The sequence below is a fragment of the Microbacterium sp. NPDC087589 genome, from assembly GCF_044743635.1.
Taxonomy (GTDB): domain Bacteria; phylum Actinomycetota; class Actinomycetes; order Actinomycetales; family Microbacteriaceae; genus Microbacterium.
Map to the genome: position 1 here is coordinate 124,123 of NZ_JBIUWV010000005.1, position 21,714 is coordinate 145,836.

General features: G+C 69.7%; 20 protein-coding genes. 11 read left to right on the forward strand and 9 right to left on the reverse strand.

Going from position 1 to position 21,714, the window contains the following annotated elements:
• The first annotated feature begins 1 nt into the window (after nucleotide 1).
• Nucleotides 2-2,155 carry a peptidase C14 gene (locus ACIOU8_RS12275; protein ID WP_400789769.1) on the forward strand — a complete coding sequence of 718 codons (2,154 nt, stop codon included), beginning with the start codon at nucleotides 2-4 and terminating at the stop codon, nucleotides 2,153-2,155.
• Between the two features lie 34 nt (nucleotides 2,156-2,189).
• Here the strand turns inward: ACIOU8_RS12275 and ACIOU8_RS12280 are convergent, their stop codons facing one another.
• Entirely contained in the window at nucleotides 2,190-3,032 is an 843-nt protein-coding gene (locus ACIOU8_RS12280) for an SDR family NAD(P)-dependent oxidoreductase (RefSeq protein ID WP_400789771.1), read from the reverse strand.
• An 8-nt stretch (nucleotides 3,033-3,040) separates the two neighbouring features.
• Nucleotides 3,041-3,697, reverse strand: a complete 657-nt coding sequence (locus ACIOU8_RS12285; RefSeq protein ID WP_400789774.1) for a GntR family transcriptional regulator — start codon at nucleotides 3,695-3,697, stop codon at nucleotides 3,041-3,043.
• Nucleotides 3,698-3,778: 81 nt separating this feature from the next.
• Between ACIOU8_RS12285 and ACIOU8_RS12290 the strand changes: the two genes are divergently transcribed.
• Genes ACIOU8_RS12290 through ACIOU8_RS12305 form a run of 4 tightly spaced genes read left to right on the forward strand, consistent with a single transcriptional unit; the run spans nucleotide 3,779 to nucleotide 7,851 of the window.
• Nucleotides 3,779-5,164 carry a hypothetical protein gene (locus ACIOU8_RS12290; RefSeq protein ID WP_400789777.1) on the forward strand — a complete coding sequence of 462 codons (1,386 nt, stop codon included), beginning with the start codon at nucleotides 3,779-3,781 and terminating at the stop codon, nucleotides 5,162-5,164.
• 53 nt (nucleotides 5,165-5,217) lie between these two features.
• Nucleotides 5,218-5,985, forward strand: a complete 768-nt coding sequence (locus ACIOU8_RS12295) for an SDR family NAD(P)-dependent oxidoreductase (RefSeq protein ID WP_400789779.1) — start codon at nucleotides 5,218-5,220, stop codon at nucleotides 5,983-5,985.
• Nucleotides 5,982-7,058: a mandelate racemase/muconate lactonizing enzyme family protein gene (locus ACIOU8_RS12300; RefSeq protein ID WP_400789781.1), complete on the forward strand. Its 1,077-nt coding sequence runs from the start codon at nucleotides 5,982-5,984 to the stop codon at nucleotides 7,056-7,058. The genes ACIOU8_RS12295 and ACIOU8_RS12300 overlap by 4 nt, the downstream gene beginning before the upstream one ends.
• 1 nt (nucleotide 7,059) lies before the next feature.
• A complete protein-coding gene (locus tag ACIOU8_RS12305; protein ID WP_400789784.1) occupies nucleotides 7,060-7,851 on the forward strand; it encodes an SDR family NAD(P)-dependent oxidoreductase in 792 nt (263 codons plus the stop codon).
• A 5-nt stretch (nucleotides 7,852-7,856) separates the two neighbouring features.
• On the opposite strand, the gene ACIOU8_RS12310 is transcribed toward ACIOU8_RS12305, so the two are convergent.
• The 4 genes from ACIOU8_RS12310 to ACIOU8_RS12325 form a co-directional block, all read right to left on the reverse strand.
• Complete coding sequence (locus tag ACIOU8_RS12310; RefSeq protein ID WP_400789787.1) at nucleotides 7,857-8,192, reverse strand: nuclear transport factor 2 family protein; 336 nt, start codon at nucleotides 8,190-8,192, stop codon at nucleotides 7,857-7,859.
• Nucleotides 8,185-8,934, reverse strand: coding sequence for an SDR family NAD(P)-dependent oxidoreductase (locus tag ACIOU8_RS12315; RefSeq protein ID WP_400789789.1), 750 nt, complete (start codon nucleotides 8,932-8,934; stop codon nucleotides 8,185-8,187). Before ACIOU8_RS12315 ends, ACIOU8_RS12310 begins: the two co-directional genes overlap by 8 nt.
• Nucleotides 8,935-8,993: 59 nt before the next feature.
• A complete protein-coding gene (locus ACIOU8_RS12320; protein WP_400789791.1) occupies nucleotides 8,994-10,631 on the reverse strand; it encodes an amidohydrolase in 1,638 nt (545 codons plus the stop codon).
• A gap of 78 nt (nucleotides 10,632-10,709) precedes the next feature.
• Nucleotides 10,710-12,029, reverse strand: a complete 1,320-nt coding sequence (locus ACIOU8_RS12325; protein ID WP_400789794.1) for an MFS transporter — start codon at nucleotides 12,027-12,029, stop codon at nucleotides 10,710-10,712.
• A gap of 113 nt (nucleotides 12,030-12,142) precedes the next feature.
• On the opposite strand from ACIOU8_RS12325, the gene ACIOU8_RS12330 reads away from it, so the two are divergent.
• From ACIOU8_RS12330 to ACIOU8_RS12340, 3 genes are read left to right on the forward strand one after another with little or no spacing between them, the layout of a single operon-like run.
• Nucleotides 12,143-13,036 (forward strand): LysR family transcriptional regulator, encoded by an 894-nt coding sequence (locus ACIOU8_RS12330; RefSeq protein WP_400789797.1) that lies wholly within the window; start codon nucleotides 12,143-12,145, stop codon nucleotides 13,034-13,036.
• Nucleotides 13,037-13,055: 19 nt separating this feature from the next.
• Nucleotides 13,056-14,030 (forward strand): C-terminal binding protein, encoded by a 975-nt coding sequence (locus ACIOU8_RS12335; RefSeq protein ID WP_400789800.1) that lies wholly within the window; start codon nucleotides 13,056-13,058, stop codon nucleotides 14,028-14,030.
• 32 nt (nucleotides 14,031-14,062) lie between these two features.
• Nucleotides 14,063-14,917, forward strand: a complete 855-nt coding sequence (locus tag ACIOU8_RS12340; RefSeq protein WP_400789803.1) for a fumarylacetoacetate hydrolase family protein — start codon at nucleotides 14,063-14,065, stop codon at nucleotides 14,915-14,917.
• Between the two features lie 26 nt (nucleotides 14,918-14,943).
• Here ACIOU8_RS12340 and ACIOU8_RS12345 read toward each other — a convergent pair whose 3' ends face one another.
• On the reverse strand, nucleotides 14,944-15,789 hold the full coding sequence (locus ACIOU8_RS12345; RefSeq protein ID WP_400789806.1) for an SMP-30/gluconolactonase/LRE family protein: 846 nt from the start codon (nucleotides 15,787-15,789) through the stop codon (nucleotides 14,944-14,946).
• Entirely contained in the window at nucleotides 15,786-16,601 is an 816-nt protein-coding gene (locus ACIOU8_RS12350; protein WP_400789809.1) for a hypothetical protein, read from the reverse strand. Before ACIOU8_RS12350 ends, ACIOU8_RS12345 begins: the two co-directional genes overlap by 4 nt.
• A 132-nt stretch (nucleotides 16,602-16,733) precedes the next feature.
• Between ACIOU8_RS12350 and ACIOU8_RS12355 the strand changes: the two genes are divergently transcribed.
• Nucleotides 16,734-17,615 carry an alpha/beta fold hydrolase gene (locus tag ACIOU8_RS12355; RefSeq protein ID WP_400789811.1) on the forward strand — a complete coding sequence of 294 codons (882 nt, stop codon included), beginning with the start codon at nucleotides 16,734-16,736 and terminating at the stop codon, nucleotides 17,613-17,615.
• Nucleotides 17,612-18,712 carry a M20 family metallopeptidase gene (locus ACIOU8_RS12360; RefSeq protein ID WP_400789813.1) on the forward strand — a complete coding sequence of 367 codons (1,101 nt, stop codon included), beginning with the start codon at nucleotides 17,612-17,614 and terminating at the stop codon, nucleotides 18,710-18,712. Before ACIOU8_RS12355 ends, ACIOU8_RS12360 begins: the two co-directional genes overlap by 4 nt.
• Before the next feature lie 199 nt (nucleotides 18,713-18,911).
• On the opposite strand, the gene ACIOU8_RS12365 is transcribed toward ACIOU8_RS12360, so the two are convergent.
• The gene (locus ACIOU8_RS12365; protein ID WP_400789815.1) at nucleotides 18,912-19,628 is read right to left on the reverse strand and encodes a TetR/AcrR family transcriptional regulator; all 717 of its coding nucleotides are present in this window, start codon (nucleotides 19,626-19,628) and stop codon (nucleotides 18,912-18,914) included.
• A 167-nt stretch (nucleotides 19,629-19,795) separates the two neighbouring features.
• Between ACIOU8_RS12365 and ACIOU8_RS12370 the strand changes: the two genes are divergently transcribed.
• Entirely contained in the window at nucleotides 19,796-21,628 is a 1,833-nt protein-coding gene (locus ACIOU8_RS12370; protein ID WP_400789817.1) for an alpha/beta hydrolase family protein, read from the forward strand.
• Nucleotides 21,629-21,714: the final 86 nt, after the last annotated feature.

Below are 21,714 nucleotides of genomic sequence, written 5' to 3' on the forward strand. Positions count from 1 at the left end.
CATGACGATCACGCAGGAAGAGAAGTCCGAGACGGCCGCGTTCCGCAGCAGGCGGATGCTCCTCGCCGGGTTCGGGGCGGCGGCGCTCGGCGGGGTGGTGGCCGTCGCCGGTCACACGCCGGCGCAGGCCGCCGGTCCGGTCGCGCCACTGAGCGCCGCGACCTCGACGGCCGTCGGAAACGCCGGCACGGCGGTCGACCTCGCCGACCTCAAGGGCAAGACCGGTGACCTCGTGCGCACCTCCGGGTACGCCGTCCCCGGCGACGGCGGTCACGGCCTGTACCGCTTCGTGAAGAAGGACGCCCCGGCCGTCAACGGCGGCACCGTGCTGGCCGCCCGGAAAGAGGGCGTGTGGGTTCTCGTGCACTCGGGCACCGTGGAGTTCCGCCAGTTCGGGATCTTCGACGCCTCGGCGCCGGCAGACGACGCCCTCGACGCGATGGTCGGCGACGCGGCGGTCCGCCGGATCGAGGCCCACACCGATCTGAACTTCGTGCGCCGTCACCGCTTCACGCGATCCGGCCTCGCGTTCGACTTCGGCAACCACCTCATGACCACGCAGGGGATCGAGAACGCGCCGAAGGACGACCCGTTCGCTGCGGTGATGTTCTTCCGCGGCGAGGTCACCGACGCCGTGCAGGAGGCGAAGCTCGGCGAAGCCGTTCCCGATCTCGGCGACGTCTTTCCGGTGGCCGACTCGTCGTTCTTCACGGTCGGCAGCTGGTACGCCGCAGAGGTCAACGCGCTGGCCGGCCGGTGGGAGCGCGAGCTCCAGCGCCTGGTGCAGGTGACTCAGATCGTCGACGGCACGCACATCCGCGTCAACTACAAGAACGGCTGGCCTCTGGGCAAGGACCGCACGATGACATGGCGTCATGTCGTGCCCGTGCAGGACATCACCGTCTCGAACCTGAGGTTCCTCGGCGGGGGCGCCGACGAGTTCACGGGGTCGCATCCGCTCGCCTTCGAATACGCGGTGCGCTGCGACGTCGACCACATCGACGGGACGGCGACGTTCTGGCCGCTCATCCAGCGCCGTTGGAACACCTATTTCACGACCGAGAGCTGCAACCTCACCAACCCGACATCGGTCACCTGGGGCGGTGCCGGATACCTGACGCAGCAGATCTACTGCCTCTACGGCTATGTCGCGAACTGCCACACGGCGAACGCACGTCACCTGAACGACTTCACCGCGAGCGCCTACTGCCTCGTCGAGAACTGTCACGGCGACGGCGACGACCAGGGGCCTTTCGTGACGCACGGACAGTACGAGCACGACCTCACCTACACCGGCAACTCGGGGCTGATGACGTTCGCGAACTCGGGTGCCGCTTGGGGATCGGCGGCGAAGCGCATCACCGTGCGCAAGCACGTCTGCTCGTGGTTCGTCGCCAGGGTGCGCATCACCGACCTGACCCTCGAAGACGTCCAGGTCATCGGCAAGCCGTCTCTCGCGGGCTCGGGGATGCTCTGGATCAACGCCGACGGCGCCCAGCTGCGGGGCTGCACGGCATCCGACACGCTCATCATCACCCAGCAGTCGGATGCCTCGGCCCGGCCCACCGTCATCGCCGACTCGCACTTCACGTTCGTCGCCCCTGGCGAGCTCACGAGCACGGCGGTGACGACCCCGGTGACGTTCGTCGACACGGTGCTGAGCGGTGTCGGCGGCATGAAGATCTCGGGTCCCGGTGCCGTGACGTTCCGTGGCTCGACGCTCACGGCGGCCGACGACGCCACACCCATCACCTCGTCGTCCGAGCGGCTGCGGTTCGAGGGCTCTACGCTGCGCAACGCCAGGATCGCCGCCGCGAGAGGCGAGCAGCAGAGCGTCGAGATCGTCGGGTCGGACGTCGGGCTGAAAAGCGGCATCGGCGTCTCGCGCACCGGAAACGGGACGCTGCACCTCACGGTGGCCGACAGCATTCTGCGCGCCGAGGGCTCGGCCTCGCACGTGTCGGTGAAGACCGGTTCGACGCACTACCGTGCCGTCGGCAACCGCTTCGAGGGTGGGGCGATCGAGCTCGCCGACGGTGCATTCGGTGCGGACTCGACGCTGCTGCACACCGGCAACGTCGAGTCGGGGGTCACGCGCACGTCGTTCCCCGCGGAGGGCGATCGTGTGGTCGACACCGCGAACCTCGTTGTCTGAGTCGGGCGGGGCGTCTGAGAGGGTGGACGCCGGATCAGCGGCTGTCGAGCCCCACGAGCTCGGCGCTCCTGCGCCAGAGGGCGTCGGCGAGGTCGGCGTCGTCGACCTGCGGATTCACGCGATTGCTCAGCGTCCGCTCGTCGTAGTAGGCGCCCGAGTACCAGGTCTCGTCAGGCGTGCCCTCGATGAACCACCGCAGGACGCTGCCGCCCTCTGCCGTGCTGGTGAGCAGCAGGTGCTTGAGCGGCGAGCGGTAGACGAGGCGCATGATCGTCGACGAGTCCGACGCGAAGTTGGTTCGCACGGTTCCCGGATGGAACGCGACGGAGCTCAGGCCGTCGGCATGGAACCTGGTGTGCAGGCTCTTGGTGAACAGGACGTTCGCGAGCTTCGCGTCGCCGTAGGCCTTGTTGGCGCTGTAGCGGCGGTCGTTGTCGAGATCGTCGACATCGATGCGTCCGAACAGGCGGTGACCGACGCTCGACGTGTTGATCACCGCGGCATCCGCCTGCAGGAGCTGCGGCAGCAGCAGATTCGTCAGCAGGAAGGGGGCGAGGTGATTGACCTGGATCGTCTTCTCGTGTCCGTCGACCGTCGGGGTGCGGTCTCCGAAGATGCCCCCGGCGTTGTTGGCGAGCACGTCGATGCCGTCGCCGTCGACGAGCGCGGAGATCTGCTCGGCCAGCTCTCGCACCTCGTCGAGACGGGCGAAGTCGGCGGTGAGGAACTCAGCCGATGCCGCCTCGGCCACGGCCTTCGTCTTCTCGACGGATCTGCCGACGAGGATCAGCCGGTGGCCCGCCGTCGCGAGCTGGCGCGCGGCTGCGGCTCCGATGCCGTCGGAGGCTCCGGTGAGGACGATCGTCTTGCGTGTCATGGTCGGTGTCATTCCGTCGGGGCCGTCGGTGCGATGCGCTCGACCGCGCGGGTCACATGCTCGGCGATGACCGTGCGTGCCCTCTCGGGGTCGCCGCTCGCGAGAGCGTCGATGATCTGCTGGTGGCTGCGCACGTGCTCCTCCTGCTCGGCGGGGTCGAGCGCCGCGTTGGCCGCCTGCAGGAAGCCCGCGATGCGGCCGCGCAGCTGCGAGCTGATCTCGTCGAGGAACCGATGCTCGGCGAGGTCGGCGAGCGTCTCGTGGAAGAGTCGATCCTGGCGCAGCACCTCGGCGATGTCCCCGGGGGCGGCACTCGACATCGCGTCGACGATCGCACCGAGGCGCTCGGCCGACTCGGCATCCCAGCGCTCCTGCACACGGATGGCCATGAACTGCTCGAGCACGATGCGCAGGCTCGAGATCTCCTCGAGGTCCCGGGCGGTGAGCGCGGCGACGCGGGCGCCGCGACGGGGCTCGCGGACCACCAGTCGCTCCTGCGCCAGTCGGGTCAGTGCCTCGCGCAGAGGGATGTGGCTCACTCCCAGGCGAGCGGCGAGCTTGCGTTCGACGAGTCGCTCGCCGGGGGCGAGCTCACCCGAGTGGATCGCCGCGCGCAGCTCGTCGGCGACCTGCTCCGCGATGTTCTGGTCTGAGACGCTGCGCATTCGTGTGCCCTTCCCGGCGAGCTTGCTATCCAGAGGCTATAGCAGATCGGGTGCAGCAGACGATCGACGGGGGCGTGCCTGATGCGCGTCGGCACGACAGTGATCGGCGACCGGGTCCGCACCCCGCGGACCCGCGCATCGATCGGCATCGCGCGCCGCGACATCACTCCGCCGACGGGCATCAGGGCCAAGAACTGGGGTCCCGCTGACTGGGAGAGGTCGGAGGGCGCCCATCGGCCGTTCGAGCTGACTGCGCTCGCCGTGATCGGGGGTGATCGACGGCCCCGGCTGCTGCTCGCCGTCGACGGCACCTGGTGGCGCCGGGTGGCCGACGAGCACCGCGTGCGGGGTGCGATCCTCGGAGCGCTCGGCCTCGACCCCGATCAGCTCATGATCTCGCTCTCGCACACCCACGCGGGTGCGGTGCTGTGCGCCGCCGATGCGCACCTGCCCGGAGGCGAGCTCATTCCCGGCTACCTCGACATGCTCGCAACGCGAGGTGCCGAGGCGGGTCGCGAGGCCCTGCAGACGGCGGCACCCGGGCTCATCGAATGGACCACCGGCCGATGCGGGCTGGCTGCCGACCGCGAACTCGATCTCGACGGCCGGGCGCTCGTGGGATTCAATCCGACGACCGTCGCCGACGACACCGTGACGATCGGTCGGGTCAGTGTCGACGACGTCGTGCGCGCCACCCTCGTGAACTACGCATGTCACCCCACCACGCTCGCATGGCAGAACCGAGAGGTGTCTCCCGACTACGTCGGAGCACTGCGAGAGGTCGTCGAGACGGCCACCGCCGCGCCCTGCCTGTTCGTCCAGGGGGCGTCGGGCGAGCTGGCTCCGCGCGAGCAGTACACGGGCGACACCGCTGTGGCCGATCGCCACGGTCGCTCTCTCGGGCATTCCGTGCTCGCGGCCCTCGATTCGCTGCCCGAGCCGGGTGACGATCTGACTCTCACGGGCGTCGTCGAGTCGGGGGCGCCACTCGCGATCTGGGCGGGGCATCCGACAGAGGGCGGCGGAGGCGCCGCGGGGTCGCTGACGAGCGTGGAGCTTCCACTGCGAGCTCTGCCGACTCTCGACGAGCTGGCCGAGGAATGGAAGGACATCGACGGGCGCTCCCGCGAGGAGCGGCTGGGGCGGGCGCGCAACCTGCGTGACGGATACATCGACGGCCCCTCGGTGCAGCATCCGCTGTGGGCGTGGCGGCTCGGGGATGCCGTGATCATCGGTCACCCCGGCGAGGCCTACTCGCGGCTGCAGACGACGGTGCGTGCGCGATTCCCCGGCACCCCGATCGTCGTCATGAACCTGACCAACGGCCCCGGCTTCGTCTATCTGCCCACGCGCGAGGCGTATGAACGCGGCGCGTATCAGGCCTGGCAGACGCCGCTCGCGCCCGGCGCCCTCGAACTGCTCGAGGAGCACGCCTGCGCCGCCGTCGCCGAGCTGCTGGACCACTGACACACCACCCGCCAGGCCCGCTGTCGCGGAGCCGACCGTCACCGAGGAGAGAAATGACCACCCCCGTTCCCGCACCCGTCGCCATCGTCACCGGGGGATCCGCCGGCATCGGCTGGGCGATCGGTCGACGCCTCGCCGCCGACGGCTACCTCGTCGTCGCCGCCGATCGGGTGCCCGGCCTCACCGAGGTCGAGGCCGACGCCGGCATCCTGTGGCGCGAACTCGATGTCACCGATCATGCCGACGTCGACCGGGTGTTCGGAGAGGTGGAGGCCGAGCTGGGGCCGATCGAGGTGCTGGTCAACAATGCGGGCATCCAGCGCCATCGCGGCATCGAGGACCTCAGCTGGGACGAGTGGGCCGCCGTCGTCGACGTCAACCTGCACGGGGTCTTCTCGGCGCTGCAGGCGGCGGGCAGGCGCATGCTGGCGCGCGGCGAGGGGCGCATCGTGAACATCTCGTCGATCTCGTCCCGTGGCTCGGCCGGGCGTGCGCCGTACGCCACCACGAAGGCCGCCGTGATCGGACTGACCTCCACCGCCGGGGCGGAGTGGGCGGCGAGGGGCGTGCGGGTCAACGCGGTCGCACCGGGGTACGTCGACACCGGCGTCTTCCGGCAGGGCGTCGAGCAGGGCACCCTCAGCCTCGACACCATCCTGTCGCGCATCCCGGCGCAGCGCCTGGCCGATGCCACCGAGATCGCCGACGCGGTCAGCTTCCTCGTGTCAGACCAGTCGCGCTACATGAACGGTCAGACCCTGTACGTCGACGGCGGCTTCATGGTCGACTACGGCGTGCCGCTCGCGAAGAGGCCCGCATGACCGAGATCGCCCGCATCGACACCGCCACGACGGTTCTGCCTCTTGCCGCGCCGCTGCACCTCGGTGCGATGACGGTGACCCGGCGCGAGTACAGCGCAGTGCGCGCGACAGACGCCGACGGCACCGTCGGCGTCGCCTACTGCCTCTCTCGCGAGGCGCCGATGGCCGAGATCGTCGAGAGGCTCGTCGCGGGCCACGCCGTCGGCGCCGACGCGGACGACCCGGCGGCCACCTGGGAGCGGATGCTCAGAGGCAGCGCGATCGTCGGCCGCGTCGGACTCGTCCGGCGAGCCATCGGCCTCGTCGACATCGCACTGTGGGACATCGCGGCACGGCGTGCGGGCATGCCGCTGTGGCAGATGCTCGGCACGGGCGCTGCGCCTCGTGACGCCATGCTCGTGGCGGCGTATCCGTCGCCGACGCGGACACCCCGCGAGGTCGCCGATGAGGTGCTCGTCCAGTCGGCCGGGTGGGCGCAGGTGAAGATCTCGCGGACGCCCGACCCCGCCTACATGCGCGAGCTGATCACGACGGTGAATCGCGAGCTGCCGGACGGCACGGCACTCGTGGTCGACGTCGGCTTCGGCTGGCCGGATGCCGACACGGCGCTCGCCGAGATCGCGCAGTGGGGCGATCCGCAGCTCGCGTGGCTCGAGGATCCGCTGCTCCCCGAGGACGCGGCGGGGTGCGCGCGCATCCGCCGCGAATCGGGGCTGGCCGTCGCGGTCGGCGACGAGGTCACCGACCCGGCCGTGCTACGCGCACTGGTCGATGAGGGCGGCGTCGACGTGCTGCGCCTCGACGTCGTCGCGATCGGCGGTGTGACCCCGGCTCGAGAGGTGATCGCCTGGGCCTCCGATCGCGGCGTCCCGGTCTCGGGGCATGTGTATCCCGAGGTCACCGCGCACCTCGGCCTCGGCGTCGAGACGTTCGCGCGCGGCGTGAATCCCTATGATCCGGCGCCGTCGTTCATCACCGGCGGACCGCGGTTCGAGGGGCGGGTGCGGCCGCCGGCGTCGCCGGGGCTCGGTTTCGGGCTCGATGACTCCGTCTTCCGATTCGAGGGGAACTGACATGACGCGCATCGCACGCAGCGCCGTCGTCACCGGCAGCGGCAAGGGCATCGGGCGGGCGGTCGCCGAGCGCCTCACCGCCGACGGCTGGATCGTCGTCGGGCTCGAGAGGTCTGCCGGTTCGGGCACCGTCGACGACGGCATCGTGGCGGAGGTCGTGCTCGGCGATGCCGCCGATCGCGCGGTGCACGAGAGGGCGGCCGAGGTCGCCCGCTCCCTGGCGCCGCTCGCCGGGTGGGTGAACAATGCGGGCGTCACCAGGCGCACTCCGCTGCACGAGCTCGACGAGCACGCGGTGCGCGAACTGGTCGGCATCAACGGCTTCGGATACATATGGGGGTGCTCGGCCGCGGTGTCTGCCTTCGTCGATCAGGGCGTCGCCGGAGCGATCGTGAACATCGGATCCATCCACGGTCGCGCCGGCTTCATCGACCACGCGGCGTACGAATTCACCAAGGGCGGCATCGACGCGCTGACCCGCAGCGTCGCCGTCACGTACGGCGGACTCGGCATCCGCGCCAACACGGTCGCCCCGGGGGGAGTGCGCACACCGCACCTCGAGGCTCAGATCGCCGCGTCCGTCGATCCGGTCGCGGCCGAGCGAGCGCTCGCAGAAGGGCCCCCGATGGGTCGCATCGCCCGCGCCGACGAGGTCGCCGCCGTCACGGCGTTCCTGCTGTCGGATGAGGCGCCGTACCTGTCTGGTCAGTCGATCGCGGTCGACGGCGCATGGACGGTATCCTTCGGGCACATCACCGTCGATCCGGCTCTGCGTGCGCGCTTCGAACGCTGATCCGGTCAGGCCTTGAGCATCGAGGCACGGGCGATCAGGCCGTCGACGACGTCGAACGTCGCGATGGTCTCGGTCGCGACGCCGCCGTTGACGACCTGCTCCTGCGCCACGACCCAGCGGGTGCCGAAGAGCACGCTCGTCTCGATGGTGCACGACAGCTCGGGGTTCTGCAGTCGCGGCTCGTAGAAGGCGCGGATCGCCGAGGCCCCGACGATCGGCTCTGCAGCGACCCCTGTGATCACGGCATCGGCGGCGTAGGTGGCGACGAAGGCATCGAGGTCGTGCGCGTTGAATGCGTCGAGCTGTGCCTGGACGGTGTCGTGGGCGGTGCGATCAGTCAATGCGCACACCTCCGTTGACGTCGTAGGTGGCACCGGTGATGAATCGGGCGCGCTCCGAGGCGAGTGACGAGATGATCCAGGCGACGTCGGCCGGCTGCCCGAACGATCCGAGCGGGATCGACGCTTCGAGCATCTGTCGCCCGTCGCCCTGCAGCTGGTCGGTGATCGCGCTCGCCACCGGCCCCGGGGTCACGGCGTTCACCCGGATGCCCTCCGCGGCGAGGTGGCGGGCGAAGCTGCGCGTGATCGCGAGCAGGGCTCCCTTGCTGGCGGCGTAGTGGATGCCGGTCTGCAGTGCGCCGACCTGCCCGGCGATCGACGCGATGTTCACGACCGAGCGGTCGCCGTCTGCGGCGCGGAGCAGCGGCAGCGCGGCGCGTGTGAGCAGGAAGGTGCCGCGGGCGTTGGTCTCGAGGACGAAGTCCCATTCCTCGATATCGATGTCGGGATAGGGCGTGTACGGGCAGACGCCGCCGTTGTTCACGAGCACGTGCAGGTCGCCCCAGGCGGCGGTGATCTCGGCGACCAGTGCGTCGATGGACTCGGGGTCGCGGAGGTCGAGTCGAGAGACCCGCACGTCGGGCGATCCGGCGGCGCGGCACTCGTCGGCGACCTGTGCGGCCTCGGCCTGGCGGCCCGTGTAGGTCAGCCAGAGCGAGAGGCCCGCACGGGCGAGTTCGAGGGCGGCGGCGGTGCCGATGCCGGAGCTGGCGCCGGTGATGAGTGCGCGACGGGTGGTCATGACTAAACGCTATAGCAAAATCATCCGTTCGTCTCGATCTTCCCTCGCCGGGTGACCGATCAGAACCCTCCGCCGAAGACGACCTTGCCGCCGACGACTGTCGTCGTGACCTGCTGATCGGCGATCCGCTCGGGGGCGATCTCGAAGAGGTCGTCGCTCAGGGCGATGAAGTCGGCGAGCATGCCGACCTTCAGCGTGCCCTTGCGCTGCTCCTGCCCGACGGCATATGCCGAGCCGTGGGTGTAGGCGCGCACGGCCTCGTCGATGCTCACGCGCTCGCGGGCTCCGAGCACCTCTCCGCTCGACGTGCGGCGCAGCACCATGTCGCGCAGCGAGACGAGGGGATTCGCGTCGGAGATGGGGGAATCCGTCGAGCCGTTGAGCACGATCCCGGCATCCGCCAGCGACTTCACGCGATAGATGTCGTCCCGGCGGTCCGCGTCGACCGCCGCCGCCATGCCGTCGCCGAAGTCCGAGACGAAGACCCCCTGCGGCACGGGGATCACGCCGAGCGCCGCAGCCCTGGCGATGTCGGCGTCGCTCGCGAGGGCGAAGTGCTCGATGCGATGCCGCACATCGGGTCGCGGTGCGATGCTCTGGGCGTGCTCGATCGCATCGAGCACATGCGTGATGGCGCGGTCGCCGATCGCGTGCGTCGCGACGGTCCACCCCGCGCGGTGCGCACCGACGATGTAGTCGCGCAGCGCCTCGGGCTCGTGCAGCAGCACTCCGAAGTTGTCGGCTTCGCCGTGGAAGCACGCGTGCATCGCCGCGGAGCGACCGATGAACGATCCGTCGGCGACGATCTTCACCGGGCCGACGCTCAGCATGTCGTCGCCGAGGCCGGTGCGGATGCCGAGGTCGAGGCCCAGCATCTGCTTGTCTGGCAGATCGGAGAACGGGTGCAGCACCGTGATGTAGGGCATCAGGGTCGTCCGCACCCGCAGCAGGCGCTGCTCGACCGCGCTCTGATAGGCGTGATAGTCGAGGGGGCTGTTGCCGACCATGCGGATCTCGCCGATGCCGGGCTCGGTCACCGAGGTGAGGCCGTAGCTGAGCGCCTGGTCGCTCGCGAGTCCGAGGTTGCGCTGCACCTCGTCGAGGCCCATGGGTCGCACGAGGGCGAAGATCGGGGCCATCGCCGATTCCTGCAGCAGGCCCTGCGGCCGGCCGTCGCTGTCGCGGGGGATTCCTCCGCCGGCGATCTCGGGGAAGCCTTCGCGCCGCGGATGGCCCGCCAGCTCGAAGGCTCGGGTGTTGGCGACCATCATGTGACCTGAGACGTGCTCGAGGATGACCGGGCGCCCGCCCGACACGCGGTCGAGCTCGTCGGCCGTGGGGTGGCCCTCGAGGAAGTTCTGGTCGTAGCCGGAGCCGCGCACCCAGGCGTCCGGCTCCAGGCTGTCGGCGTGAACGCGGACGGCCTCGTACAGCTCGGCGAGAGAGTTCACCGCTCCGGGGCGCAGGTTCAACGATGCCAGCCGGAAGCCCGTGAGCGAGAGGTGGTGGTGCGCGTCGTGAAAACCGGGCAGCACGGGCTGGCCGCCGAGGTCGACGACGCGGTCCGCATCGACGCCGTGCAGCTCGTCGTCGAAGCCGACGATGCGGCCGTTGAGCGTGCCGATGCTGTGCGCGGTCGGACGCTCGGGGTCGAGTGTGCGGATGCGGGCGTTGGTGAAGATCGCGTCTACGCGCATGGTCTCTCCGGTCGTCGATGACGGGTGGTGGAAGCCCGACCGCCGACGGGCGGCGGTCGGGCAGATGCGGGGCAGGCGTCAGGCGGTGGCGACGGCCGCGGTCTCGGCCTCGACCGTGCGGGTGATCCGGCGCTGCAGGCCCCAGACGCCGGCGATCGTGACGAGGATCATCGCGGCGTAGAAGACGGCGACGCCCCAGACGCTGCCGCCGCTGGAGTTGAGGATCCACTGTGCGACGAGCGGCGTGGAACCACCGAAGACCGTCGCACACAGCTGGTAGGCCAGCGAGACGCCGGAGTAGCGGATGCGTGCGGGGAAGGCCGAGGCCAGCAGGGTCGCGAGCAGCGCGTAGTACGCCGTGCTGCCGATGATCGTCGCGTAGAGCGTCACGGTGATCCACAGCGGGGATGCTGCCTGGATGGCGAGGAAGTACGGCACCGTCAGCAGCACGCTGAGCACGAGGCCGGCGAGCATGACGCGGGCGATGCCGAGGCGCTCGGCGATCTTCGCGGCGATCGGCTGCCAGATGAACTGCAGGATCGCCATGCCCAGCAGGATGTTGAGCATCAGCTGGCGGTCGATGCCGAGCGAGCCCGTCGTCCACGCGAGCAGGAACGTGTTCGAGAAGTAGGCGTTCGAGATGCCCATGACCGAGGCGAGCACGCCGAGGCCGATGAGCATCGGGGCGGTGCGGAGGGCGACGAGCACCGGAGCGCTCACGACCTCCTTGCTCTCCTTCGCGGCGACGAAGTCGGGGGACTCCTCGACCTTCACGCGGATGATGAGCCCCACGATCACGAGGATGGCCGAGACGAGGAACGGGATGCGCCAGCCCCACGTGATGAACTGCTCGTCGGGCAGCAGGCCCACGAGCAGGAACATGAGGGTGGCGAGGATGGAGCCGGCGGGCGAGCCCTGCTGCACCCAGGCGCCGGCGAGGCCCTTCTTCTCGGCTCGGGCGTTCTCGGTCGACAGCAGCACGGCTCCGCCCCATTCGCCGCCGACGGCGAAGCCCTGCAGGCCGCGGAGCACGACGAGGAGGATCGGTGCGAGCATGCCGATCTGCGCGTAGGTGGGAAGGAGGCCGATCAGAGTGGTCGCGCTGCCCATCAGGATGAGGGTGAGCACGAGCACGTTCTTGCGACCGAACTTGTCGCCGAAGTGGCCGAACACCAGACCGCCGACGGGGCGCATCAGGAATCCGACCCAGAAGGTGGCGAAGGACGCCAGGAGCGCTGCGCCCGGTGCGACGTCGGGGTAGAAGACGCGGCCGAAGACGAGGGCGGCCGCCGTGCCGAAGATGTAGAAGTCGTACCACTCGATCGCGGTGCCCACGAAGGCACCCACCATCGAACGACGTTGCCGGGCAGTGCTGATGTCGGTGCGCGAGTTGGCCATCGGGAAGGCTCTCTCTGTCGGGGGGAGTCGGGGTGGAGCGGGTGTGCCCATCCTCACGGTCTCGACCCATGCTCGTCCAATGAAGAAAGCGGGTAACGGCATACGCTTTACGTATGTACGGAGAACGAGAGCTGGAAGCGTTCGTCGCGGTCATCGACTGCGGGTCGGTGAGTCTGGCCGCAGAACGCCTGATCAGGACGCAGCCGACGGTGTCTCGGCAGATCGCCCTGCTCGAGCGACAGGTGGGGGCATCTCTCTTCCGACGCATGCCGCACGGGATGGTCAAGACCTATGCGGGCGACCGCCTCGAACCCATGGCACGGGACCTCGTGCGACGCGGGAGGCGTGCGAGAGAGGTGATGACCGGCATCGTGCAGGAGCAGCGATCGTTCGTCGCCGCAGCGCCCGAGATGACGAGCGTGCTCGTGCTCGCTCCGTTCATCGCACGGGGCGGTCCGATCTCGGATGTCGTCGTCGCGACGCCGCCCGAGACCTACGACCGGCTTCGCAGCGGTGCCGACCTCGCCGTGACCACGAGCGTGCCGGATTCGCGGCTGAGCAGCGTGCGCATCCTGACGCTACCCCTGCTCTGCCAGATGCCGGCGTCGCATCCGCTCGCGGCGCGGGATCGCCCGGAGCTGGAGGAGATGCTCGCCGCGCCCTTCCTCACCTCCGGTGCGGGGTCGGCCGCCTGGACGCAGATTCAGCGAGCGGCCGAGAGCGAGGCGTGGTCGATCGAGATGGCGGGGTTCGGTGCGGATGCCCCGATCATCCAGGCGCGATCGTCGGCCGGTCACGGTCCGTGCGTCGTGGTCGAGCCGCCACGCTTCGGGCTCGTCTCCCGGCCGCTCCATCACCGGGGTGAACCGATGCAGTGCGCCCTCTACGCCAGCTGGGAGCGCACGCACTACGCCCGCGAGGACATTCGCCGGGTGGTGCAGGAGCTCGCCGAGTTCGCGGGCGATCATGTGCGCGGGTTGTACGACCCGGTCGGCAGCGAGCGCTAGATGCTATAGCATTTGGTGCATGACAGAGCCGTTCATCCTGGTCAGCGACTGCGACCTCCCGGGAACCGTCATCGAAGACACCCTTCGCGATGCCGGACTCCGCTCCGTGCGCGCCACATCGCCAGCCCCCGATGATCTCGCCGTCGCGGGAGCGCAGGCCGAAGGGCTCGTCGTGCAGTGGGCGCCCATCACGGGCGAGATCATGGACCGCATGCCGCAGCTGCGCATCATCAGCCGCGTCGGCATCGGCTACGACATGGTCGACGTCGCCGCGGCGACCGCTCGCGGAATCGCTGTGGCGAACACACCGAGCTACTGCATCGAAGAGGTGGCGGCCCACACCGTCGCGATGATCATGACCCAGGCCAGAGGCCTTCCCGCCTATGACCGTGCGGTGCGGGCAGGCACCTGGAAGGCGGTCGACGCCCGCCCGATGGCCGTGCGGCCCTCGCGCACGACCGTCTCGGTTCTCGGCTTCGGGCGCATCGGCTCGATCGTCGCGCAGGCGTGCAGAGCGATCGGGTTCCGCGTGCTCGTCGCCGATCCCTTCGCCGCCCCCGACGCGATCCGCGAGGCCGGCTGCGAACCCGTCGAGATACCCGACGCGGTGGCGCAGGCCGACCTCCTGACCCTACATGTGCCGTTGACCGACGCGACGCGCCACCTGATCGACGCTGCCGCACTGTCGACGATGAAGCCGGGAGCGGTCGTCGTGAACACCTGCCGGGGTCCGCTGATCGATGAGGCCGCGCTGGCCGCATCCCTGCGGGCGGGGCACCTCGGCGCTGCCGCGCTCGATGTGTTCGACGGAGAGCCGCTCGGCGCCGACTCTCCGCTGCGCGACCTCGAGAACGTGCTGCTCACCCCGCACGCCGCGTGGTTCTCGCCCGAGGCGCTGCTCGATCTTCCGGTGCACGCCGCCGAGAACATCATCCGCTTCCTCGCCGGCGAATCCGTCCCCGTCGTGAACCCCGCTTACGCCGACGCGCGGTGAGCCGACCGTCGACCCCTCATCGAAAGGCACTCATGGAACTCCTTCGTCTCGGCCCCGCCGGTGAAGAGCGCCCCTTCGTGCGCCACGCGGGCATCACCTACGACCTCACCGCCATGACCGGCGACATCGACGGTGCGTTCCTCGCGGCAGACGGCATCCGTCGCGTGCGCGCCGCGGTCGCGATGGGTGAACTTCCCATCGCCGATGCCGACGGGCTGCGCGTCGGTCCCCCGGTCGCCCGTCCGGGTGCCGTGATCTGCATCGGCATGAACTACGCCGCCCATGCCGCGGAATCGGGATCGCTGCCGCCCGAGCACCCCGTCGTCTTCTTCAAGCATCCGAACACGGTCGTCGGGCCCGACGACGTGGTGCTGATGCCTCCGGGCGCCGACAGGGTCGACTGGGAGGTGGAGCTCGCCGTCGTGATCGGTCGCCGCGCGCGGTATCTGCCGTCTGCTGAGGCTGCACGCGACGTGATCGCCGGCTATACCGTGTCGAACGACGTGTCTGAGCGCGAGCTGCAGATCGAGGTGTCCGGCGGGCAGTGGTCGAAGGGCAAGTGCGCCGAGACGTTCAACCCGCTGGGTCCGGCGCTCGTCCCCGCCGACGAGGTCGACCCGCAGAGCCTGCGGCTGCGGTCGTTCGTCAACGGATCGCCCAGGCAGGACTCGTCGACGGCCGACATGATCTTCTCGGTGCACGAGCTGATCCGCGATCTCAGCCAGTACATGGTGCTCGAGCCGGGCGACGTCGTGAACACGGGCACACCGCAGGGTGTGGCGCTCTCGGGTCGTTTCCCGTATCTCGTCGAGGGCGACGAGATGCGCATCGAGATCGAGGGCCTCGGAGTTCAGACCCAGCAGGTCGAGAGGGTCGTTCTGGGGTGAGCGCCTCGCAGCCGCGTGGCTCGGTCTCAGCCGGCGAAGGGCACGACCGGTTGGCCCTGGATGCCGAGGCTCACCGCGAACAGCGATCCGGCCTCGGTGCCGTGGCGATCGCCGAGGCCCTGCGCCGAGGTCGTGATGAACAGGGTGTCGAGGTCGTCGCCGCCGAACGTGCAGGCGCTCACCTGCGGTGCCGGCAGTTCGATGCGCGCGATCAGTGTGCCGTCCGGTGCGTACCCGTGCACGGCTCCTCCGCCCCAGAGTGCGACCCAGACCGATCTGTCCGCTGCCACGCACAGGCCGTCCGGCATGCCCTGGTCATCGGCGATCGTGACGAACGGGCGCCTGTCGCGCAGGTCGCCGTCGACCACGTCGAACACGTCGATGCGGCCGGTCGGGGTGTCGGTGTAATAGGCCCTCGCTCCGTCGGGATCGAAGCCGACGCCGTTCGAGCACTCGACCCCCGACAGCACCTCGACGCCGGTGAGCCCGGCGTCGATCTGCAGCACACGGCCGACCGGGCCTGCGTCGTCGAGCGCCATCGACCCGGCGAGCAGACGACCGCGCGGATCGACCGTGCCGTCGTTGAAACGCGCCGGTCCGAGGTCGAACGACGCGGCGAGGCGGGTCGGGCCGTCGGCCGAGTCGGCGAGATGCAGGCTGCGCGCACTCATCGCGACGAAGCCGCCGTCGACACGCGGCCGCACGAAGGCCGCGTACTCGTCGTCGAGATGCAGACGGTGGATGCCGTCGTCGCGCAGGGTCACCAGATCGGCGGCGTCGCCGTCGACCCAGCGGATTCCGCCCCACGACGGCGACCACACAGGGGCCTCCGCGTGCACGCAGATCGGCCCCGTGACGTTCTCTGGCCTCATGGCGTCTCGTCGGTCCTGCGCAGCGGCATCCGCTCGGGCTGGGGTTCGGGTGTGCTCGGCGATGCGGCATCCGTGACGGTGCCCGCCGACGGATGTGCGGGGAGCTCGCGCGCGACCTGCTTCTCGAGCACCTGCACGGCCTCGTCGCTCAGCAGGATCAGGCCCTCGAGCTCGTCGCGCACGCGTCGGTAGGCGACGTTGCGCTCGGCCTGGGTGGCCGACTCGTCGACGGCGACCTTGAGCAGCTGCTGCGCCCGGTCGAGCCGCTTGCGCTCGGATTCGGTGAAGGTCGAGTCGCGCAGGCGCCTGGCATCCTTCTCGGCGATCTCGAAGGCCACGGCGTAGGCGCCGACGGCATCGAGATACTCAGAGACCTGCTGCTCGGTCGTCTTCGCCTCCGCCGACACGGGGCGAAGGGCGTCGGCCGTCTTCTTGGCCCGCAGGAACGCGGCGACCAGCGGCTGGCGACCGTCGCTCATTGCGGGGAACGCGATCAGCTTGGCGACGTCGAGCTCGTAGTCGAGCCAGCGGGCGGTGATCTCGTCGTGCTCGGCGAACAGGCGCTCGAGCAGCGCGTTCGGGGCCACGGGTGCGCTGGTGTCGATGACCGAGGCGCCCACCCGCTTGGTGTGGCCGTTGCGGGCCTCGAGCTGGGCGGTCTTGATCTCGGCTTTGAGTCGCAGCGTCTCGAGGCGTCGCTCATGACGGCGCTTGGCGCCCTGCTCCCAGGCCTTCGCGGCGCCACCGGCCATTCCCATGATCGGGAAGATGAGCCACCAGAAGTTGCCCGCCCACTGCCAGAACTCTTGCATGATGCCATCAGCCTACTTCTCGGGCTCCACGCCGTCTCGGGTGTCGGTCGTGAGCGCCTCTTCCCAAATCCCTGGTCATTGATATAGTCAATGCAATTGACTTGTGCAGTGGATTCCGAGAGTTGGACGACGATGACCCATTCCCGCACGGCGACATCGATCGCGGTGGACTGCGACGGCATCGAGATCGCGGCCGAGGTGCGCGGCTCGGGGCCGGCTGTGCTGCTGCTGCACGGCTACCCCGAGACGAAGGCGATGTGGGATGCCGTCGCCATAGCTCTCGGCGCCGACCACACCGTCGTGGCGGCAGACCTGCGCGGCTACGGCGACTCGTCCAAGCCGCGTGAGGCCTCGTACGCCAAGCGCGACATGGCCCGCGATCAGTTCCTGCTCATGCGCGAGCTCGGTCATGAGCGATTCGCCGTGATCGGGCATGACAGGGGAGCCCGCGTCGGGCATCGACTCGCTCTCGATCATCCGGATGCCGTCGCAGCCCTCGCCGTGCTCGACATCGTGCCCACGCTACACATGTTCGAGAACGTCGACCGCGAGATGGCGTCCGCGTACTTCCACTGGTTCTTCCTCGCCCGTGCCGACGGATTGCCCGAAGCGCTGATCGGTGGGGATCGCGAGACCTGGCTGCGCAGTCGCTTCATGGGTCGGAGGCGTTCCGGCGATGCGCTGCCCGATGCGTTCGACGAGTACCTGCGCTGTTTCGATCTCGACACCGTGTTCGCGTCAGGAGCCGACTACCGCGCCGCCGCGACGATCGACCTCGACCACGACCGCGCCGATCGCGCCGACGGTCGCCGCATCGCGTGCCCGGTGCTCGCGCTCTGGGGTGCGCACAGCTATGTCGGCCGCAACTTCGACGTGCTCGAGACGTGGACGCCGTACGCCGAGCACGTCAGCGGGCAGGCGATCGATGCCGACCACTACCTCGCCGAAGAGGCCCCGGAGCCGACGGCCGCCGCCCTCGGAGCATTCCTCACGAGCGTGGAGGTGTCTTCGTGAGCGCTCGCGACCGCGAGACCGAGCGCCTCGCCGAGCTCGTCACGATCGAGACCCCGACGGGCGATCCCGCGGGGCTCACCGCAGCCCAGGATCTCGTGCGCTCCTGGCTCGAGCCCGTGCTCGGTGAGAAAGGTGTGATCGAGACGGTCGACGGCATCCCGCATCTGCTCTGGCCGGGTGGCGACGCGCCCTCGGTGCTGCTGATCGGGCACCTCGACACGGTGTTCCCCAGGGGCACGATCGCCGAACGCCCGTTCCGCCTCGACGGGGATCGCGCCACGGGGCCGGGTGTCTTCGACATGAAGGCGGGCATCGTGATCATGGCCGCCGCACTCGAGAAGGTCGCCCGCCCCGGCGAGATCGCGGTGCTGCTCACGAGCGACGAGGAGGTCGGCTCGACCACCTCGCGTGCGTTGATCGAACGCGAAGCCGCTCGGGCGGGCACCGTGCTGGTGCTCGAACCCAGCCTCGACGGCGCCCTGAAGATCGCGCGCCGCGGCGGCAGCATCTATCGACTCGCCATCACGGGACGCGCGGCGCATGCCGGGCTCGAACCCTGGAAGGGCCGCAGCGCCCTCGCCGAGCTCGCCCACCAGGTGCTGGCACTGCCGCAGCTCGCCGACGACGAGCGCGGAACGACCGTGAGCCCGACCGTGGCGCACGCAGGCACCGTGACGAACGTGATCCCCGAGCACGCAGAGCTGCGCATCGATGTACGTGCCTGGACCCTCGACGAACTCGAACGCGTCGACGAGCGGATGCGGGCGCTCGGCGCGCACACCGACGACGTCAGCGTCGAGGTGTTCGGCGGCGTCAACCGCCCGCCGATGGAAGAGAGCGTCTCGGCCGAACTGCTCGCCTGCGCTCGCCGCGTCTCGGATGCCCTGGGCCACCCCGCGGTCGAGGCGGTCTCGGCCGGGGGTGCCTCTGACGGCAACTTCACGGCCGCGGTCGGTGCCCGCACTCTCGACGGCCTCGGACCACGAGGCGCCGGAGCTCACGCCGACCACGAATGGGTGTCGATCGCGTCGATGCACGAGCGGGTCGACCTGCTGGCCGGCATGCTCGACGACCTCGTCGGTGGGCGCGAGCGCTGACGCGCAGCATCCGTTCACGGGTCACGGGTCACGGGTCACGGGTCGCGGTTCGCGTCACCGCTTCGGGAGGAGAACTGCGCCTGGGGCTGAGGAATCCACGAGGATTCGTCCTCCCGAGGGCGAGTTCTCCTCCCGAGGAGCAGATCTTCTCCCGAGGGCGAGGGCGAGGGCGAGGGCGGCGGCGGCGGCGCCGAGAGGCTCAGGCCCCCGGCGCGTGCCGCTCGATGCTCTCGAGCAGCAGGTCGAGCGCAGTCTCCCACGCCCGAGGATCCCGGATGCCGGGAAGAGCGTCACCGGCCCACACGATCTCGGGGTACTCGGCGGGGTCGAGACGGCGGTAGTCCATCTGCCAGGTCAGCTCATCGGCATCCTGCGCGTCGGCCGGCAGCGCGGTGAGGGCGGCCTGGATGCTGGATGCCGAGCGGATGAGCTGGCCCAGCGCCCGTGCGTAGAGAGCCGCCTGCATCTGGTCGTAGCCGCCGCGGCGGAGCGCGCCGATCGAGAACTCCATCGACGCGAAGTCGGTCGGGCGGCGCAGAGCCATCTGCAGCGCGAACTCGGGGTATCGCATGTAGTGGTCGTGGATCAGGTGCGCCTGCGTGCGGAGGTCTGCCAGCCAGTCGTCGGTCGCCACCATGCCACCGCTGTACGACCGGGCGCGCAGTGTGTCGATGAGTGCCAGGAGCAGTTCATCCTTGTCGCGGAAGTGCCGGTAGATCGACGTCGGGTGCGCGCCGAGCTCTTCGCCGATCGACTGGAAGGTCATCCGGTCGAGGCCCTCGCGCTCGACCACGCGGTCGGCGGCGGCGACGATGATCTCGCGGCTCAGCGAATCGCGTGCGCGCCGTGGTCGGGCGGCGGCCTTCGCGGGGGCCTTCGCCTTCGCCGAATCAGCGGCCTTCCGTGTCGTCGCCATCGAGAACTCCGTTCGCAGGTCGCAGCCGTTCGGCCGCGCAGACATCACGGTACCTCACCGCTGTCAGCCAGTCTGTCAGCGCCGTCGACAATGGGACAAGCTCTGGTGGCCCGTAATAGCCACTGTTATAGTCAACGGCATTGGCAACATGGTCAGAAGGAGTCAGGATGCTCGAGGTTCCCGCAGTTCCGTCCGATGATGTGCTCGATGCGCGATTCGCCGTGCCCTACCTCCTCACCGTGCGGCCGGTGCCGGGCGACGTCGACCTCGCGCTGCTCGTCGAGAATCACCCCGACGGGGCGCGCGGGCGCATCTGGCGGGCCCCATCGGAGCCGAGCGAACTTCTGCCGTTCCCGGTGAGCGTCGGAGCGATCCTCACTGCAGACGCGCGGTGGGTGATCGACCTCGACGACGACGGCGGCTCGGAGGTCGGCGGCCTGGTCGCCTTCGCCGTCGACGGCTCCGAGCGCATCGCGCTCACACCCGGCCGAGCGCCCTACGTGGTGCGCGGTCTCGAGTCTTCGTATGACGGTTCGACTGTCGTCGCGACCGTCGTCGACGAAGACGGCTTCCACGTGCTCGTGATCCCGGCGGCGCCCTGGGGTGAGCCCCGGGTCGTCTACTCCGACCCGATCGAGGCCTGGTACGGGCAGGCGTCGCCCGACGGCTCGCTGATCTCCGTCGACACGACGGCCCACAACCCCGGCATCCGACGCCCGATGCTCACCGTCGTCGACGGCGTGACCGCCGAGACGATCGCGACGCTCGACGACCTGCCGGCAGGGCCCGTGCGCGGAGTGCGCTTCGCAGCGGATGCGGGCGACGACCGGCTGCTGCTGAACACTGAGCGCAGCGGCTGCTCGCGTCCGGCGATCTGGAACGTGCGCACAGGCGAACGCCAGGACTTCGACCTGACTGAGCTCGCGGGTGAGGTCATCCCCCTCGACTGGCACTCGTCGACGGGCAGGATCCTCGCGGTGCACGTCGACGACGGCATCCACCGCCTGCTCGAGATCCACGAGGACGACGGCTCGGTGCGGGTCGTCGCCGAGGGCGGCAGCTTCGCCGACCCCGACGTGGCCGATCTGCATCCGTTCCAGTGGGCGTCGTACTACTCGCCCGACGGATCGGTCCGGGCCGTGCGCTCGTCGTGGGACGTTCCGCTGCACATCGATGAGATCGCCGCAGACGGAACCGGCACGACCCTGGTCGAACCTGCGGCAGCGCCCGCCGGGCATCCGCTCGCGTCGGCGATGGTCGAGAGCGCAGACGGCACGCGCGTGCAGCTCTGGTGGGCGCGGCCCGCAGGCATCGAGCCCCGGGGCACGGTGCTCGAGATCCACGGCGGTCCGATGCTCGTCACGATCGACGCGTACAACCCGTCGGCGCAGGCCTGGCTGGATGCCGGCTTCGCCTACGCCTCGCTCAACTACCGCGGGTCGGTGACCTTCGGCCGCGCATTCCGTGAGGGGTTCTGGGGAGCCGGAGGCGACCGCGAGATCGAAGACGTCGCCGCGGCGATCGCGTGGCTGCGGGAGCACGACCTCGCCGAGCCCGCGTCGACCTTCATCACCGGCGCCTCGTACGGCGGGCACATGACGCTGCTGAGCGTGGGCCGGCTGCCCGAGCTCTTCGCCGGCGGGCTCGCACACGTCGCCGTCGCCGACTGGACGGCCGCGATCGCGGCGATGAACCCGGCGGTGCGATCGGTGTGGAGCTCGTGGGTGCCGCCCGAGATGGTCGAGCGCTTCTCGGCGGTGTCGTACCTCGACGACGTGACGGCATCGGTCTGGATCAACCAGGGCTCGATCGACACCAGAACGCCCATCATCGGTGTGCAGCGCTACGTCGACGAGCTCGAGGCGCGGGGCGGCGACGTCGTGCTCGACATCTTCGAGGGAGGCCATGAGCCCACGGGCCTCGAGGCTGCGGCGATCGACCAGCGGCGAATGCACGAACTCGCTGTCCGGACGCTCTCGGGGGACCGCTGGGATCGCTGATCTCGCCTCTAGTCACGAACATTGACTAAAAGGCTTGCTATCTTTCCTGGTCAGTTCTAGAGTCAGACCACCACAGCACGACAGCA